The 16,772-nt window shown below is 68.8% G+C and carries 17 protein-coding genes and 1 pseudogene; 15 read left to right on the top strand and 3 right to left on the bottom strand.

What is annotated here, in order from left to right; all coding sequences use genetic code 11:
* Nucleotides 1-8 precede the first annotated feature (8 nt).
* Nucleotides 9-755, bottom strand: coding sequence for a GntR family transcriptional regulator (locus AC07BS_RS03450; RefSeq protein WP_478929862.1), 747 nt, complete (start codon nucleotides 753-755; stop codon nucleotides 9-11).
* A gap of 329 nt (nucleotides 756-1,084) precedes the next feature.
* On the opposite strand from AC07BS_RS03450, the gene AC07BS_RS03445 reads away from it, so the two are divergent.
* The 10 genes from AC07BS_RS03445 to AC07BS_RS03400 all read left to right on the top strand — a co-directional run bounded on the left by AC07BS_RS03445 (nucleotide 1,085) and on the right by AC07BS_RS03400 (nucleotide 9,674).
* The gene (locus AC07BS_RS03445; protein ID WP_478929860.1) at nucleotides 1,085-1,897 is read left to right on the top strand and encodes a hypothetical protein; all 813 of its coding nucleotides are present in this window, start codon (nucleotides 1,085-1,087) and stop codon (nucleotides 1,895-1,897) included.
* A gap of 115 nt (nucleotides 1,898-2,012) precedes the next feature.
* Entirely contained in the window at nucleotides 2,013-2,390 is a 378-nt protein-coding gene (locus tag AC07BS_RS03440) for a hypothetical protein (protein ID WP_478929858.1), read from the top strand.
* 5 nt (nucleotides 2,391-2,395) lie between these two features.
* Nucleotides 2,396-2,674, top strand: coding sequence for a WhiB family transcriptional regulator (locus AC07BS_RS03435; protein ID WP_478929856.1), 279 nt, complete (start codon nucleotides 2,396-2,398; stop codon nucleotides 2,672-2,674).
* A 194-nt stretch (nucleotides 2,675-2,868) separates the two neighbouring features.
* Nucleotides 2,869-3,351, top strand: coding sequence for a hypothetical protein (locus tag AC07BS_RS03430; RefSeq protein WP_478929854.1), 483 nt, complete (start codon nucleotides 2,869-2,871; stop codon nucleotides 3,349-3,351).
* Nucleotides 3,352-3,457: 106 nt separating this feature from the next.
* Nucleotides 3,458-3,889, top strand: coding sequence for a hypothetical protein (locus AC07BS_RS03425; protein ID WP_478929852.1), 432 nt, complete (start codon nucleotides 3,458-3,460; stop codon nucleotides 3,887-3,889).
* A 136-nt stretch (nucleotides 3,890-4,025) separates the two neighbouring features.
* Nucleotides 4,026-6,227 carry a coiled-coil domain-containing protein gene (locus AC07BS_RS03420; RefSeq protein ID WP_478929850.1) on the top strand — a complete coding sequence of 734 codons (2,202 nt, stop codon included), beginning with the start codon at nucleotides 4,026-4,028 and terminating at the stop codon, nucleotides 6,225-6,227.
* 21 nt (nucleotides 6,228-6,248) lie between these two features.
* Nucleotides 6,249-6,791, top strand: coding sequence for a DUF6197 family protein (locus tag AC07BS_RS03415; RefSeq protein WP_478929849.1), 543 nt, complete (start codon nucleotides 6,249-6,251; stop codon nucleotides 6,789-6,791).
* Nucleotides 6,792-6,793: 2 nt separating this feature from the next.
* Entirely contained in the window at nucleotides 6,794-7,396 is a 603-nt protein-coding gene (locus tag AC07BS_RS03410; RefSeq protein ID WP_478929847.1) for a hypothetical protein, read from the top strand.
* 1,292 nt (nucleotides 7,397-8,688) lie between these two features.
* Nucleotides 8,689-9,288: a hypothetical protein gene (locus tag AC07BS_RS03405; RefSeq protein ID WP_478929845.1), complete on the top strand. Its 600-nt coding sequence runs from the start codon at nucleotides 8,689-8,691 to the stop codon at nucleotides 9,286-9,288.
* Between the two features lie 5 nt (nucleotides 9,289-9,293).
* Nucleotides 9,294-9,674, top strand: coding sequence for a hypothetical protein (locus tag AC07BS_RS03400; protein WP_478929843.1), 381 nt, complete (start codon nucleotides 9,294-9,296; stop codon nucleotides 9,672-9,674).
* A gap of 140 nt (nucleotides 9,675-9,814) precedes the next feature.
* On the opposite strand, the gene AC07BS_RS03395 is transcribed toward AC07BS_RS03400, so the two are convergent.
* Nucleotides 9,815-10,288 carry a nuclear transport factor 2 family protein gene (locus tag AC07BS_RS03395; RefSeq protein WP_478930062.1) on the bottom strand — a complete coding sequence of 158 codons (474 nt, stop codon included), beginning with the start codon at nucleotides 10,286-10,288 and terminating at the stop codon, nucleotides 9,815-9,817.
* Nucleotides 10,289-10,524: 236 nt separating this feature from the next.
* On the opposite strand from AC07BS_RS03395, the gene AC07BS_RS03390 reads away from it, so the two are divergent.
* The 5 genes and pseudogenes from AC07BS_RS03390 (at nucleotide 10,525) to istB (ending at nucleotide 16,339) form a co-directional block, all read left to right on the top strand.
* The gene (locus AC07BS_RS03390; protein ID WP_478929841.1) at nucleotides 10,525-12,795 is read left to right on the top strand and encodes a P-loop NTPase family protein; all 2,271 of its coding nucleotides are present in this window, start codon (nucleotides 10,525-10,527) and stop codon (nucleotides 12,793-12,795) included.
* A gap of 616 nt (nucleotides 12,796-13,411) precedes the next feature.
* Complete coding sequence (locus tag AC07BS_RS03385) at nucleotides 13,412-13,618, top strand: VOC family protein (protein WP_478929839.1); 207 nt, start codon at nucleotides 13,412-13,414, stop codon at nucleotides 13,616-13,618.
* A 162-nt stretch (nucleotides 13,619-13,780) separates the two neighbouring features.
* Complete coding sequence (locus tag AC07BS_RS03380) at nucleotides 13,781-14,185, top strand: GNAT family N-acetyltransferase (RefSeq protein ID WP_478638031.1); 405 nt, start codon at nucleotides 13,781-13,783, stop codon at nucleotides 14,183-14,185.
* Nucleotides 14,186-14,290: 105 nt separating this feature from the next.
* Nucleotides 14,291-15,530 (top strand): annotated as a pseudogene (gene istA, locus AC07BS_RS03375) (IS21 family transposase).
* Nucleotides 15,527-16,339, top strand: coding sequence for an IS21-like element helper ATPase IstB (istB, locus tag AC07BS_RS03370; RefSeq protein WP_478929837.1), 813 nt, complete (start codon nucleotides 15,527-15,529; stop codon nucleotides 16,337-16,339). Before istA ends, istB begins: the two are co-directional and overlap by 4 nt.
* 64 nt (nucleotides 16,340-16,403) lie before the next feature.
* Here istB and AC07BS_RS03365 read toward each other — a convergent pair whose 3' ends face one another.
* Nucleotides 16,404-16,763 (bottom strand): hypothetical protein, encoded by a 360-nt coding sequence (locus AC07BS_RS03365; RefSeq protein ID WP_478929836.1) that lies wholly within the window; start codon nucleotides 16,761-16,763, stop codon nucleotides 16,404-16,406.
* Nucleotides 16,764-16,772: the final 9 nt, after the last annotated feature.

Raw genomic sequence — 16,772 nt, 5'->3', positions numbered from 1 at the left:
TTGCCGTGTCAGGTGAGCGGGAACGCATGCTCGATCACGATGTAGTGGGCAGGGGCTACGGTGGCTGTTACCTCGACGGATCGTCCCTCGGCCGTCTGGCCAACGTGGATGATCTCGGTAACGCTCCTCTCGGGGCTGATCTCAAGCGCGCCCACCTCGGCCTCCGTCGGCAGTCGACTGGGAACGATGCGCTCGCTTGCCGAGGTCTGCGGATACCCGAGGCTGGCCAGCGCCGTTTTGACCCCTCCCTTGATCACCGGTCCGGGCTCCTCCAGGACCGTGTTCTCTGCAATCTCCAGGGGAAACCACGACTCGTTGATCCTCACCGGGATGCCACTGGCGAGCAGGCGGCGCCGCCGCACGAGACAAGACTCGCCATGTGCCACTCCGAGCGCTTCCGCAACCTCGGTGGGTGGCACAGCGCGTTCCACCGTGATCTCATGCTGCGGCTCGAGGCCTATGGCCTTCACGTCATGATCGAAGGCCCCTCGGTTACCGGCGCGCTCGCGGGCCGAGCGGGAGTACCGGGCGGCTGAATGAAGCATGGGCGGCAGCCAGGTAACGATGGTTCCGCGGCCCTGGCGGGGGCGCACCATTCCCTCAGCGGCGAGGAGCCCCATCGCGCGGTTCACCAGGCTGCGGGAGGCGCCGTATTTCTGAGCAAGTTCCGGCTCAGGCGGCAGGACGGACGCCGGCGGGTAGCGGCCGGCCTTGATGTCCTGGCGGAGCGAAGCGGCGATTTCGCGGTAGCTCATCCTCTGCGGGGGCATCCTTGACGACCCTTCTGCTAGTACCTGCCTTCACCGTACCAGTCGCCAAACGTTTGGCGAATCGCTTGACGACAGGTTGATGAAGTGCCACTCTCGGAAACGCCAAACGTTTGGCGTTTGGTCATAACAGTCGCCACTTCGGTGGCCCCGGAGTTTCAGAGGCACCTCCAACTCCTCCGGGTCCAGGACTGCTGTGCGCACGTCGCAGCGCAGATGCGCTGTCTGTCCGTCAGGGCGCCGGTACACCGTGCGGCCTGACAGGCAGAGAGAGCACCCGCGACGCCCCCTGCCACTCCGTCTGTGAGGAGTCCCCCATGCCTGCAGCCGTCCGTGAAATCGAGACCACTGCCCGGCGACGTCAGCGCCGGACCCGGTCCCGCACAATCAGCCCCCTCGAGCCCCTCTCCGTCTCCAGCCTCAAGCCGCACGAAATCGACCTCCGGCCCGACTGCCTGTCGCTGGTCTGCCCGAGCTGCCGGACCTGGGTCCCGATCGAGGTCGCCGCCACGTCGAAGGCAACGGCGAAGCTGGTTGTGCACCACATGGAGACGGCTGGCACCCCGAACCCGCACCGCTGCCTCGGCAGCTACCGCCTGGTTGTCCTCGACATGAACATCCAGCACTGGAAGCGGCGCCTGGAGGAAGGAGTCTCTGAAACCGGGGGCCGCCGCCCGACCCGCGTCATCCGGAAACCGAAGGTCGCGGTCGCCCCGGCTGTCACCCAGATCCTGGCGCCGCTCCTTGACGCTCAGGCCGCGCTCAAGCTCTACAAGGCCCACCGCAAGGGCTGCGCGATCTGCCGGCAGCCCGGCCACAGCCGCTGCACTGACGGCGGCCGGCTGGCTCGCCTCTACGCGCGCACGCAGCGCACCGAGCCGGCCCGCCGCGCGGCCCTCACCATCCGAGAGGAGCTGGCGGAGCAGCGCGAGCAGGGCCTGTGGCTGCTGCGCGACCTCCAGTGGTCGTCGACGGCCACCTCGGTCCGCCGGGCCGACATCCAGCGGGTCCGCGACGCGCTGGAGGCGACGCTCCGCCAGTACAGCCCGGAACTGACTCCCTGGGAGCGGGCCGACCTGATGAGCGCGATCACGATGCCCGCAACGAAGGCCGAGCAGCTCAACCGCTAGATCCGCAGCACACGAGCAGCCAACTCCCCACTCGGGAGTTCTCAGACAGCGACAGCCCCGGGGCTTGCACCCCCGGGGCTGTCAGTGCGTCGCATCAACTGGAAGGAGCGCGACGTTGACCATCATGACACCGGTGCCCGATCTCGTCGATCCGACCCAGCTCGAGAAGCGTTTGTCGTTCGAGGCCGGTTTCACCGCCGGCCGGACGGCGTCTCTGTCGGACGATACCGACAGCATGGTCCGGGCGCTGCTGGCCAACGAGGAGTACGCCGCGGTCGCAGGCTACCTCCACGGTCTCGCGGCCGGCGCGCGTGCCCGGATGCGCACCCACACCCGTACCTGCCGCTGCTCGCACTGCTCCTACGAGCGTCGCCGTCGGCACCGGCAGGTCGTACTGGCCGCCACGGCACGTAAGGACACCACCCAGCCTCGCCCTGCCGACTCCGACACGGACATGGACGAGGCGCTGCGCCGCGTCCGGACCGGGAGGTGAGGGTCGTGGACTGGCGTCACAACGCGATCTGCCGCGAGGAGAACCCCGAGTTGTTCTTCCCTGTCGGTAGCACTGGTCCTGCGCTGCTGCAGATCCAGGAAGCCAAGGCCGTCTGTTGTCGGTGCCCCGTGATCGGGCAGTGCCTGACCTGGGCGCTGGAGTCGAATCAGGCGCACGGCGTGTGGGGTGGTCTGAGTGAGGACGAGCGTCGTGCGATGAAGCGCCGGGCCGCCCTCAACCGGGCCAGGAAGGCGCAGAGGCAGCAGGGGCAGGTGTCGGCGTGACCGACGGCGAGAGGCAGCGCCTGGAGGAGCAACTCCGTCAGGCGAATGCCCGTAGTGCGGCTGACCGGCGAGCCCGTGGCTGATCGCGGTTGATCGCCGCCTTGCCAGGCGGCTCGTGGAAGGTCACCCCTGCTCTCGGGGGCGGGATCACCACGCGACGTCTGGCCCATCCCCATCTACACCCAGGAGTTGCAGTGGACAGTGTCACCTTCTCCCAGCGGCATGGCGACCCCGGCTCGTGGAGCGCCGCTGAATGCGAGGTCTCCCAGACCCTCGCCGCTTTGGTCCCGCCGCAGCCAGCTGAGCCCGTCGCGCTGCTCGTGCCCTCGCGCGGGGGCGGGCGGAGCGCCGTCCAGGCGGAGCGCACGGTCACGGACGGCCTGCTCGTCTACCGTGCGACCGACCTGGTCGGCTGGCGGCTCACTCACCATTCCGGCCTGGCCATCGCGGTGTTCGCATCCCGGTGGCAGGCGTTGATGGCTGCCGCCTGCCTCGCCGGTGTCGCCGACTGGTCCCGTAGCCCGTCCGCCCTGCGTGCGGACACCGACGTCGTGATCGCCGAGGTCGATGCCGGGGTACGGCAGGCCGGCGGCGTGTTGCTGGTGACCCCGGGCGGCGTGGCCGACCAGGTGCTGCGCGCTCTCCGCATGCTGAGAGCCGTGTCCACGGCCGACTGACTGACAGCTGCCTGGTCCGCCCGAACCGGCCCACCGCCGGGTCGGGCGGTGACGGGAGCCGGACAGTCCGTCCGGACCTGACTCGTCACAGCCGTGGAGGCCCGCCATGCTGCACGTTCCTACCGCACCGGACCTGGCCGACGCCATCGCCGAACAGATCCGCGAACACCGTACCCACCTCGCCAACGGCAGCCGCTTCCTCGCTGAGCACTACACCGGCCTCGAGACGGCCGGCCGCTTCACCACCGCCGGAGGCGCCCTCGTGGTCGTCCAAGCGCTGGTCAAGTTCGACAAGATGCACTTCTACAACCCGTCGAACTTCAGCTCCCAGCACTGCGTACAACTCACCGCCTCCGCGACGTGCCACGGCCACGGATGCACCGAGCCCGAGCATCAGCAGCCGTTCAGCGACACGTTCCTGCTGGACGACGACGCCCGTATCTCCGCGGCCGCTGCGCTGCCACTGGTGCGGCAGGCCCGCGCATGGGCCCAGGAACACGCTGCGACCTGCCGCGCGATGCCCTACGACGGCCGCTGACAGGCTGCCTGATCTGTCCGATCGCTGGCCGACAGCCTGCACTCCCCCAGCAGCACCACGACGCCCGCCCCCACGGCCCGTACCGATTCCTACCGGTGCGGGCCGCCGCTGTGTTCATGAAAGGACGGCAAGAGCAATGGCCGCGCGCACCGCGACCCGTACCCGTAACCAGAGGAAGAAGACGCCGACGAACACGTCGGCCGCGGCACCGACGCGGCGCGCCGCCGTTCCGGCAGCACCGAGGCCAGCTGTGGCCACGGGGCGGCCCGAGGCCGACGCCCAGGTCGCCGACCGACGTGATCGTGCCGCCGATCTCCTCGACGTCGCGCGCGAGACGGCCATGGCCTTCCAGGGTGTCAGTGTCGAGCGGGACACCGACGCCCGCGACCGCGCCGCAGACATCCTGGACCTGGCCCGCGAGGAGGCCGGCGCTCTGCAGGCTGCCGCATTCGAGAGGGCGGCTGATACCCGGGACCGTACCGCTGACCAGACTGATCTCGCGCGGGCCACCGCCGAGCTTCTGGTCGCAGACGCGTCGTCCCGGGCCGGTGCCATCGTCGACGCGGCGCGCGCTACGGCCGTCGGCCTCGAACGAGAGGCCGAGCGGGATGCTGAGCATCGTGCTGAGGAGGCCCGCCGTCAGGCCTCGGCTCTCCTCGAGGACGCCCGGGGCCAGGCCGAGTCCCTCACCAGTACGGCCGGTCTCGAGGCCTGCGAGCTTCGGGAAGCGGCGGACCGTGAGCTGGCCGATGCCCGAACGGTCGCCGACCAGTTGCTCATCGACGCCCGCGCGGACGCCGAGGCGTTGCTGGAGCAGGCTCGTCAGCAGCTGGCGGACGCCGAGGCCGTGGTGGCGAAGGCTACGGAGGAGGCCGAGGACCTCCTGACCGCGGCGTCGGACCGGGCCCGACGGCTGAGGACCCTGAACGATGAGCAGGTGGCGGCCTCAGAGCAGGCCGTGGTACGAGCCCGTGAGATTGCCGAGGGCGACCTCGCGGCCGCGGAGAACACCGTGAAGCAGCGGCGGATGGCAGCCGAGCGCTTGCAGTCCGACGCGGAGGCCGAAGCCGAGCGGCTCCTGGCGCAGGCCCGGACGCGTGCCGAGCAGATCCGTACCGAGGCCGAGCAGGAGCAGACCGCTGCCCGCCAGCACGCCGAGACCGCCGCCCTGAAGGCCACCCAGCTCGTGGAGGAGGCACAGCGGCGGGCCGAGGCTGTGCTCGCCAGGGCTGACGAAGAGGCGCGTGGCCGGCTCGAGGCGGCGGTCGGTCTGCGCGAGCAGGCCGAGAAGGAGTCGGCTGCAGTGCTCGCCAAGGCGAACCGCGAGGTCAGTGAGCTGAGGGCACGTGTGGCGCGTGAGGTGCAGCAAGTGCGGTCGGAGGCCGAGCGGCACGCCTCGTTGGTGGAGGCCGCGGCGCAGGAGCGGTTGGCGGAGGCCGGGCGTGTGCGGGCCGAGGCTGAGGAGGATCGAGAGGCGGTGCGGCGGGAGCTGGAGGCGGTGGCGCGGCCGGGGGCTCGGAGCAAGGTGACGCGGTGGGTGTGGGCGCGGGCGCCGATGGCGACGCTGGGCGCGGGGATCGGTTTGACGGCGATGGGCGAGTATCACCTGGCGCGGCTGGTGGGGTTCGGCTGGGTCGGCTTCCTGCTGCCGGTGTGTATCGACATCTGGGCCGCCGCTGCCTTCCATCGCAAGCGCGATGTGAAGCTCGCGCTCAGCATGATGATCACGACGAACGTCGTTTACCACCTTGCCGAGCGGGGGATCTTCGGCGTCCAGCCGGACGGTCACCCTGAGTGGTGGCTGGTGGCGTTGGTCGCATGCATCGCCCCGATCGTCGTCTGGCGAGTCCACCACCTTCTCGGCACCCATCCGGAGCCGTCACATGACGCCGGCCTGACGCCGGACACCGCAAACACCACCAGCCCGGACGGCGACCGGACTCCATCGGACGCCCCGCCCGGCGAGTCTGCGGCCAACCGCCCTGGCGACGACCGGACGGCAGACCGTACAGCTCCGGACAAGCAGAGCGAACGGACGGGGCGTCGCCCCGTCCCACCTGCGGATTCTCCCCCGTCCGATCGACCGTCCGGCAAGCGTCATGCCGGGGCGTCCGGTCAGCGTCCTGCCCCGTCCGGACCTCCCGCCATACGCCCCGACAGCGAGCTCCTCGCACGGCTGCGTCAGGTACCGACCGACCCGGACGGGCGCATGCCCGTCACCCGTGCACGGGACGCACTGGGCTGCCGGACCCAACGAGCCGTACGCCTCATGCGCGTCGCCGGCGTCCTGCGTCCGCAGGACGACCCGGAACGCGCAGCCATCACCAGCAGTAACTGACTGCACGGAAGGTCCTCCGTCATGTCCCCCGTTCGTCCGGCGCCGCCCTCGACCGCGGTGCTGCACCACCCCGGCACCCCCCACGCGCCCTATGGCGGGGGTGCCTCCAGTCCCCTACGGCAACCGGCCGCCAACGCTTCGCGAGGCCTGCCGGAGGGCGCGTCGAAGCCGCCGACACCGCCGTGGACTCACCGGCTCCTCCCCCGGTCCATACGCATCCTGCTCGCCGGCCTGGGCTGGTGGCAGGACCCGGCCCCGCTGGCCCCCTCCGCCCACCTCGAGCAGGTCCTGGCGGTGCTCCAGCGGTACGGCTGGTGTCAGTCCCTGGATGTCACGCCCACCGGCCGGATGTGTATCCGCGGCGCCCAGAACCTGCTCGAGAAGACCGGACACGTCACCCCGCAGGGGCGAGAGCGGGCCGTCCATTGTATGCAGCACGTCTTGTCCGAATGCGGCGTGGACATGCAGTTCTTCGCCTGGAATGACCTGCCCGGCCAGCACTTCTCGGTTGTCGAGGAACTGCTGACCAGGGCCGCAAGCACAGCACGAGAGAACGGAGAGTGAACGTGTCCGTCAACGAAGACAAAGAGTGGTCCCGGCTCGTCAAGGGACTGACCGTTACTTCCTCCACGGAAAGCATCGATCAGAACCCCTACGGCGCACCGACGCAGCCGCAGAAGCCGGGGCTGACGAGGCGCGGAAAACTCGCTCTGGGAATCGGTGCGGCGGTCATCGCCGGAGGCAGTCTCATCGGCTACCAGGTGTATTCGGCTGAGGCTGCCGAGAGCGAGGCCAAGGCCCAGGAGATCGCACTGAAAGCGCAGGCCCTGGAGCTGGAGAAACTCCGGGAAATCAACCGCGCGAACGAAGCCGACCGTAAGGCGGCGGCCAGTCAGGAGACGGCCCGTCAGGCGTCCGTCGACGCATGCGTGAAGAACAACTCCACCCGGGTCGGTAAGGGCTACGGCTCCCCCTCGCACCAGGATGTCGTGCGCGACTGCCAGACCCAGTACCCCGGCGCGTCCGCCGGCGACGCCATGGCGGCAGCGGGTTCCTCGAAGGGCGCCGACGGAGGCGGGGGTAACCAGGGTCTCCTGATCGGCGGCGGGGTCCTGGCCCTGTTCCTGATGGCCGTCGCGAAGAAGGGCACGCGGAGCAACAACGCGTAGTCACTTCCCACTTACCTCCCAGCTCGAGCACGCCCCATCCGACCCCTCAGAGGCCCTGACCGTGGATTTCCGGCTGGGAAGTAAGTAGTAAGTAACTACAGAGAGTGAGGTGTGCAATGGCGGCAGACACGATCCCCGCAGCCGCTCCAGGGCCGGCCGACCCTCCCGATCCGAACCTCCCCAGCACTCCCCCGCCGGGGCGGCTGGCCTCCGTGCTGGCCCCCATCGAACCCGCCAGGCCGCCCTTCGATGCCACCCCCCAGGCGGTATCGGCCGAAGGAGCCCAGGAGGCACCCGTGGCGGGCGCCTCGAGCGCCGTCTACCACGGCGACGGCACCAGTGCACAGGCCAACAGTAAAACCATAGGGCCCTTACAGAAGCAGGGGATTTGGCGCGCCTGGCTGCTGGCCGGTGCGGCCCGTTGGGGCAAGGGAGGCGGCGCGCTGAACAAACGCCTGGAGCTCGCGAAGGCCAGGGCTACGGCGCATCAAGTGAAAGAGGCTCGGACGGTCTCCGTGAACAAATCCAATGGCCTTCCTGGCAGAGGGCCGAATGGAGCCGCATCCGGTGGAAAATCGTTGGGTAATAAAGGCTCCGCGTCACCCTCTGGAAGGAGCGGAAGGAATTCCAACGGGACTGCACATCAGGGCCCCGCCGGACGTTCCGGCGGCGTGGCTGGGTCCGGTTCCGGCGGTGGCCAAGGACGCGGCCCAGGTAGTGGCGGGCCGACCGGCGGAAAGGCGAATGGGCATACCTCCAAGAAGCCGGACGGCAGCGGGCAAACGAGGCCTGGGAACCATGCCGCGAAGGACTCCGGCAGCACGAAAAGCCCTGGACCGGGTTCGCCGAGGAACGGAGGCACCGGCGGCAAGGCCGACGGTACGAGCGGGAGCCGGAGACCCGCAGGAGGCACCGGGAAGAACGGTTCCCGAACCGGCTCTGGCTCCGGCACGGGGCCTGGAGGAAGCGCCAGGCCGGGCGGTGCGTCGTCCGGTGGCACCGGCACCAAAGGAGCAGGGGAGAAAAGCTCCGGCAAGAACAGCACCGGCCCCCGTGGGGGCAGCGCCCGTGCCCCTGGTACGCCAGGCACATCCGGTGGCTCCGGCAAGGGGCAGGGCGGGGCGTCCCGCTCCAGTCCGAAGCCCGGCTCGAAGCCTGGCCGGCAGCCGGAGGCCGGACAAGCAGGGAAGGGCGGGAAACCCTGGTCCACGCGTGAGTCCCGCGAGGCCGGATACCGCGACGGTCACCGCGCCGCCCGCACCGTCGCCCAGGTCCAGGCCTACCGCGACGGTGTGAAGGACGGCTGGCAGGACGGCAAGGAGGCAGCGGCCCGTGACAAGGAGCGCCTGGACGAGGCGCGTGAGGAGCGCAAAAGGGATCGTGACAAGGAGAAGCCAGTGAGCGGAAGCAGCGCGGACTACCACACCCCCGAGCCCAAGCCCGAACCGATCGGAGTGACGGAGGTCAACGGTTCCCACGTCCTGCTGGGCGACGGCGCCGAGAGGGAGTCCATGAGCCGTGGAGAAGTCCGCTCCTTGAAAGCCTTCGAGCGGCGTCTACAGGCGAAGGCCGAGTCCATGGTGAAGATCGCGGAGCGCACCAAGAACCTGCAGGTACACGCGGAAGAGCAGGTGAAGAAGGCCACGAAGCTCCTGGAAGACGCCAAGGCCGTCCAGGGAGGGCAGAAGATGGCCGCCGCCCTGACCAAGGTGGAGGAAGCCGCGAAGGTCCAGGCGATCAGGGCCGCGGAGATCCACAAGCGGGCAGTGAAGGCGGCGGAGAGCGTGACAGTCGTCCTGGCCAATGCGGAAACCCGGTACGGCGCCATCTACCGGGCCGTCGTCGACTCCGACGAGACGGCGCCCGCCGAACTCGCCTTCTACAGGAGGTAACACTCATGGCTGACTTGACCTACACCCAGCTCCAGAGGGCCGTGACCGACCTGAAGAAGGACGTCACCAAGGCCGCCGAAGCGATCCGTAGCGAAGCGCAGAAGATCGAAGACGAGGCTCAGGACACCGGCCGCGTAGCGGAGGTGATCGGCGGAATGGGCGTGGACTCCTCCACCGTGGCGGAGACCCGCGACCTGTCACGGATCATGAAGGGCGTCTCCGAAGCCTCCATCGCCTACGCCGCCTCCGCGGACGACACCGCCAAGGCGGCCAAGGGTGCCTACGACCAGGCGCACACCACCCATGGCGGTATCCAGGAAGCCGTCTCCCGCGCACCTGTGGACAGTGTCCACTCCATCAACCGCGAATGGTTCCGCCAGGAATAGACCATCCCTCGCGAGTCGGGACCAGAAAGCACGCGGTCCCGCCTGGCTTTGTTCACGAGAGCCGGTTCTGGCTCAGGTTCTGTGGAGTGTCACTCCTCGTGGCGCAGGTCTCTTGGCGGCCGGCCGAGCGGGAGCCGAGCTCATGACTGGCCAGGCCCCCCGAGGCGTTCCGTGGGACCGGCAAAGGAGAGGAAGAGAACCCGCGTGGTGAGCAGCCAGGTGTCGTCCACCTTGCGGAATGTATCTTCGTAGTGCCCCACCTGGACCGGGGGCCGCGGTGGTACGAGGCCCTCTCTGTAGCCGTCGACACGGTACGTGGTGAAGTAGGTGGTGGCGGAGGCGGTATCCGCAGAGGTCACGGTGACCAGGATGTTGGTGCATATACGGCGTGACAGCCGGTCTGCGGGGCGGTTGCCGAAGTAGGTGCGCAGGGCGTCGTGACCCGCAATGCGGCGGTCGCCAGCAGGCCATTCCCAAGTGCCGTCCCGCGTGAACAGCTCCGCCACCGAGCCCGGGTCCCCGAGGTCGAGCCGGTGGACGAACTCGACGACCAGCCGCTCACAAGCCCGCTCTGCGAGCAGGCGTTCCACGTGGTCAAGAGATTCAGCATTCATCATCAACTCATATCAGATCACTCCCGGCTGAGTGGGCCTCACCCGAGCTGAGCCCCGGTTCCGGACTCACGTTCTCCGGAACCGTGCCCGTCCGTGAGTCGCCCCCACATGCCGATCCGTGACTCAGCGTGGCCGGACCACGGAGCCTGAGCCAGAACCAGATCTCGCTGACAAAGCCCAGTCCCGCCCCTCCTCTCCCAGGCAGCGTCATCACTCAGCCATCTAGGAGTACTTCCGTGTCCTCGAATGCCACATCCGTGTCGCGTGAGTCCTCTACCGAGCGCGCCATCGCCATCGCCACCACCGTCGCACCCCTCGCCACCGGTGTCCTGGCCCCGTTCCTGGACACCGCAGCGGCCTCCACCGCCGTCATCGCCTACAGCGGCGGCGCCGGCTTCATGGCCGCCAACTACATGGTCCGCCTCCCGGCCGGCCTCGCCGACAACATTCCCGCAGGCGACATCATCACCGCACACCGTTCCCCGATGTTCATCTCCACCCTGACGGCCGGCATGGCCCTGGGCATGGGCACCCTGATGGGACCCCAGGGAGCGGACGCCCTGATGGCCGGAGCGCTCACGTTGCCCTCCATCCCCGGCATCATTTCTCTGGGCTGGTGGGCGGCCGTCGCCCTGGTGCCGTGGAAACTCCGCAACGTCCTCCGCCGCCAGCAGACCACCCCGGCACCGACCACTGCCCCGCAGAGTGCACCAGCTCCGCCGCCGACCGCCGCGGAGCAGATCCTCAAGCAGTGGGCCGAACACATCTCCCACCCCCGCGACGGCGCGCACAAGGGCCAGGAGCTGATCGTGCGCACCCTGGGCCCGGCCCGCTGGACCGGTACGGTCACTGCCCCGGCCGGCGCGTCCGTCTCCGTCACCGCACAGACGGTGTCCTCCGTCTACCGCGTGCCCGCGGCCTGGATCCAGTTCGCCGACGGCGCCCACGCCGGGGAACGGCACATCACTGTCAACCTGGTGGCCCCACCGGAGATCGACTCCTCCACGCTGGCCGGGGCCTGGAGGAAATTCGTCGCGCGGCCCGGCGGCGTCATGCCCGGAACCCACCTGCGGGATGTTCAGGACGACCCCAACACCGGCGGTCAGGTCGCTCTCGTCGTCGCCGACGAGACCACCGACAAGCTGAACGTCCCCGACCGGGCCGCGCTCGCCGGCGCCCTGCGCACCACGCCGCTCCTGGTCTCATACGAGCCGCGCCAGAACCCGCGCGAGGCGGTCATCCGGAAAATGGACACCAACCCCCTGGAGACGGGCGTCCCCTTCCCCGGCGTACACGTCCTGAAGGCCGACACTGACGGGTTCATCGTCATCGGCCGCGGAGTGTCCGGCTTCCCCTCCCGCATCCAGCTCTTCGACCCCAAACTGGGCGCCCAGCACCTGCTGATCGCCGGGGTCACCGGCTCCGGCAAAGGCGGCACCCTCCAGATCGTCACCCTGGCCCACCACGTCAACGGCTCCGCGATCCTCTACGCCGACCCCAAAGGCTCCTCCAACCCGTCCGTGGAAGCCATGTCCGCCCACGCCGGCCTAGGCATCGAGGGCGCCATCGCAACCATGCGGATCGGCTACCACCTGCTCCAGCACCGCATCGCAGAATCCGCCCGCCTGGGCCTGAAGAACTTCCACCCCTCCCCCATGCGCCCATGGGCACCGCTCGCCCTGGACGAAGCGTCCAAAATGCTGGGAGAACACGCCTCCTACAAAAAGGAAGCCACCTTCATCGCCAACGCCTTCGCCACCCAAGGCCGATCGCTGGGCATGCCCATCATCCTGGCCAACCAAATCATGAACCTCGCCGAACTCGGCGGAGACGCCGCAATCCGCGACAACATCGTCTACGGCGGCGCACTGATCCTGCTGCGCTCCGACTCCGACCAGAAGCACCGCGTGGACCTCCCGGAGAACTTCGCCGGCTGCAACCCCTCCGACATCCCCGCCGTCTGGGCCGAGGAACGGGGCATGCTCTACAACCCCAACACTCCGCCGAGCAACCCGGAGCGCACGTTCGGCCTGGGCTTCGCCGCCGGCCCCGACGGAGCCCCGGAGATGATGCGGAACTGGATCCTTGAGGACGCCACCCCCTACATCGACCACAACAACATCGCGGTCCCCCAGGACTTTCCGCTGTGGGACGAGCGCGAGGAGCTGGCCGCCCGCTCCGTCCTGCCGGACGACGAGGACAGCGCCCCCACCACGTTCGTGGGCGGTATCGACCTGCCCAGGAAGGCGCTCAGCAGCGATGACAAGATCCTCCAAGCACTCGAGGACGTCGCCGACCCGCTGGGCCTCGAAGTGATCTACAAGCACAAGGACGAAATTTCCGCCTTGGCAGGGGTGAGCGGATCAACGTTCGACAATGCGCTGTCTCGGCTGGTCAGGGCGGAGAAAATCCACAGGCAGACGAAGGGGGGCAAGGAGCTCCGCGGCATGTACGGCCTAGGGACAGCCCCGGAGCCAGACAAGGCCGACGAGAACCAGGCGGCCTGACCTGCCCACCCGGCCAGGTCAAGCCCATCTGGCTCACCCGTAGCTGCTGGTCAACTGACTCCGATCACACCGGAGTTCCAGGTGCAGGCTGCAGCTCCACAGCAACGGTCAGATGTATCACCCGCTAGTGACATCCAGCCCACCAACGATCACTGCAGATGTGGCTCAGGAGCACTCAGAAGGAAGCAACATCGTGTTCAATGGGGGCCGTGGCGGCCGTCCCTTCACGTCAAGAGAATGCAAAGCCACCGCAACGCCGCAGGTCGCGAAGGGTGAGCTCCGCGCGAGCGGAGGTGAGCCGGCCGCCCAGGCGGTCACGGTGGGGAACGGCGCGTGAGCTCCGCGCGAGCGGAAGTGAGCCGACAATGGCAGGGGTGCCATAGGCGCGTCGGGCGTGAGCTCCGCGCGAGCGGAGGTGAGCCGCTGATTCAGTGCCAGCCCTTGCCCTGCCGAGGGTGCACCACGTACGCAAGCTCGGCGCTCAGTGGAACGACCACGACCTCACACGCACCCTGACGGCGTTCGCCGCCGCCACCGGCCTGCACTCCCTGCACGGCGCCCACGAGTGACCACCCCGGCGGTACCGTGCCACTTCCCGACACAAGGAGAATCCCCAGTGCGCGGTATTCGCACGGTCATGGTCTTCGTCGAGGATCCAGAAGCTGCCGCCCGCTGGTGGGGGGAGATCTTCGACGCAGAGGTCAAGCTCGACATCAACGGCATCTCCGGCTACGCCTGGCTCGATCTCGACGGACTCGAGTTCGGCTTTCACCCGGTTTCCCCCAAGGCCAACGTCCACGGGCGAAGCACCGTCCCGTACTGATCCGTCGAGGACCTCGACACCGAACGCAAGCACCTCCTCGAAGCGGGCTGCACGCATCACCGCGGCCCTCTCGACGTGGAGCCCGGCCGCCGCATCTGCCAGCTCATCGACCCGTTCGGCACTGTCTTCGGACTCGACGGGCCCTGACCCCCGGAGCCCCCAATGCGCCACTGGCCCCTCACCGTGCTCCAGCTCACCACCGCCGATCTCGTTCTGCGCCTCCCCTCGGACGATGATCTCGACGCCCTCGCCCAGGTGGCCGCCGACGGAGTCGTCCCCAAAGGCACCGTGCACTTCCCGCAGCCCTGGGCATCCGCCCCGCCGGCCGAGCGGGCCAGGAGCGTCGTGCAGAACCACTGGTGGGCGCGAGGCGGCTGGACCCGCGAGTACTGGCGCCTCCTCCTGGCCGTCTTCCGCGAGGGCCAGGTCATCGGCCAGCAGAACCTCTCCGCACGCGACTTCGCCACCACCAGCGAAGCCCGCACCGGCTTCCCGGTCGGTATCCCGCAAGTTCGGCTACCACCCCAACGGAACGCACCGCATCGCCGTCGACGGCCTCCTCTATGACGCCCATGAGGAGTGTGGGCGTCGTCTGAAAAGTGGACCAGGATCGACGTTTGAAAGTTGACCCCCTCTGGCGGTCTGGCTCGTTGAGTCAGACCGGGAGGGTGGGTGATCAGCGTGGAGGACTGGGCAGAGATCCGGCGGTTGCACCGGGCCGAGAAGATGCCGATCAGGGCAATCGCCAGGAAGCTGGAAATCGCCAGGAACACGGTGCGGCGGGCGGTGGCCAGCGACGCGCCGCCGAAGTACCAGCGGGCTCCGAAGGGCTCGATCATGGACGCGGTCGAGCCGCAGATCCGCGAGTTGCTGGAACAGTGGCCGGACATGCCGGCGACCGTGATCGCAGAGCGGATCGGCTGGAGCCGGAGCATGACCGTGCTCAAGGACCGCGTGCGTGAGCTCCGGCCGGCTTTCCAGCCGGTGGACCCCGCTTCGCGGACAGTCTATGAACCGGGCGAACTCGCCCGCCCAGTGCGACCTGTGGTTCCCGCCCGCGGAGATCCCGCTGGGCTTCGGTCAGACCAGCTCCCCGCCAGTGCTGGTGATGGTCTGCGGCTACTCGCGCTGGATCAGCGCCCGTATGCTGCCGTCGCGCAACGCGGCCGACCTGATCGCCGGGCACTGGCGGCTGCTGACCGACCTCGGAGCGGTGCCCAAGGCCCTGGTCTGGGACAACGAAGGCGCCGTCGGCTCCTGGCGGTCCGGTGGCCCGCAGCTGACCGAGGACTTCGCCGCGTTCGCCGGCCTGCTGGGAATCAGGATTATTTTGTGCAAGCCCCGTGACCCCGAAGCCAAGGGACTGGTTGAAAGGGCGAACGGGTACTTGGAGACCTCGTTCCTTCCCGGCCGGGTCTTCACCTCGCCGGCGGACTTCAACGTCCAGCTCGCCGACTGGCTCACCAAGGCCAACCGGCGCCTCCACCGGACCTTGCAGGCGAGGCCTGCGGACCGGCTCGACGCCGACAAGTCCCGGATGCTCGGCATCCCACCCGTCTCACCGCCCGGCTGGTGGAAGTCCAGCCTCAGGCTGCCGCGCGACCACTACGTCCGCCTCGACACCTGCGACTACTCCGTCCACCCGCTCGCCGTCGGCCGGCGAGTGGAGGTGACCGCCGACCTCGACCAGGTCCTCGTCACCTGCGACGGCACGGAAGTCGCCCGTCACACCCGCTGCTGGGCCAAGCACCAGACCCTCACCGACCCCACTCACGCGGCCGCAGCCGTCGCTGCCCGCACCACCATCAAGCCCGAGCCCGCCGAGAAGCTCGAGGTCGAGATGCGGTCCCTGGACACCTACGACCGGATCTTCGGCGTCATCGACGGCGGCCTCGGACAAGGAGTCGCATGACCACCACGAGCTCGAAGAAGATTGCCGGCATCGGCCGGGACGTCACCTCCGAGATCTTCTTCCTCACCCGCGCGCTGAAGGCCCCCTCCCTGCGGGAGGCAGCCGGCCGGCTCGCCGAGCGGGCCCGAGCGGAGGAGTGGAGCCACGAGGAATACCTCGTCGCCTGCCTCCAGCGCGAGGTCGCCGCCCGCGACGCCCACGGCGCCGAAGGCCGCATCCGCGCGGCCCGCTTCCCCGCCCGGAAGTCCTTGGAGGACTTCGACTTCGACCACCAGCGGTCCCTGAAGCGAGAAACGATTGCTCACCTGGGAACCCTCGATTTCGTCGCCGGGAAGGAGAACGTGATCTTCCTCGGACCGCCCGGCACCGGCAAGACCCACCTCGCCACGGGACTTGCGATCCGGGCCTGCCAGGCCGGCCACCGCGTCGCCTTCGCAACCGCCGCCCAGTGGGTCGCCCGCCTCCTCGATGCCCACAAGGCCGGCAAGCTCTCCGACGAGCTCACCCGCCGCGGCCGCTACCCGCTGATCGTGGTCGACGAGGTCGGATACATCCCCTTCGAACCGGAAGCGGCCAACCTCTTCTTCCAGTTCATCTCCGGCCGCTACGAACGCGCATCCGTGATCGTGACCAGCAATAAGCCCTTCGGACGCTGGGGAGAGGTCTTCGGTGACGACACCGTCGCCGCCGCGATGATCGACCGCCTGGTCCACCACGCGGAGGTCATCAGCCTCCGCGGCGACAGCTTCCGCATGCGCGGACGCGACCTCGGACGCGTCCCACCCGCCGAAAGTACCAGCAACGACTAGGGCGCGAGGCCCAGTGCGAGGGTGCGGCAGCGGGGCAGGTGCCCTGCTGCCGCACCGGACGCCCCTATGCCTGGGATTCGAGTAGCCAGCCGACGGGCGAGTTGTCGTTGGTGTCGGTCGCGGACTTCTTCACCCGGCCGATGCTGATCTTGGTGGTGCCTGTGGTGACCTCGAAACCGACCCTCGGGCCGCCGGCCAGGACGTCATAGTTGTTGACGGTCCAGGACGTGCCGTTGTGGACGGCCACCTTGATGCGGACGTCCACGTAGTCGGCGCCAAGAGAGAACCAGAGCTTCTTCCAGCCGAAGCCGGAGGCGTTGGGTGGCGGAACGGGGATGACCTGCGCGTCCTTGTAGTGGATGCGCTTATCCGCCTCGTCGATGGTGAAGCCGTGCGGGACCGAGCCCGTCTGGAACGATGGCACGCAGTACTC

The organism is Streptomyces sp. NPDC044063, assembly GCF_056434285.1.
This window is presented reverse-complemented; position numbering and strand designations above follow the sequence as displayed.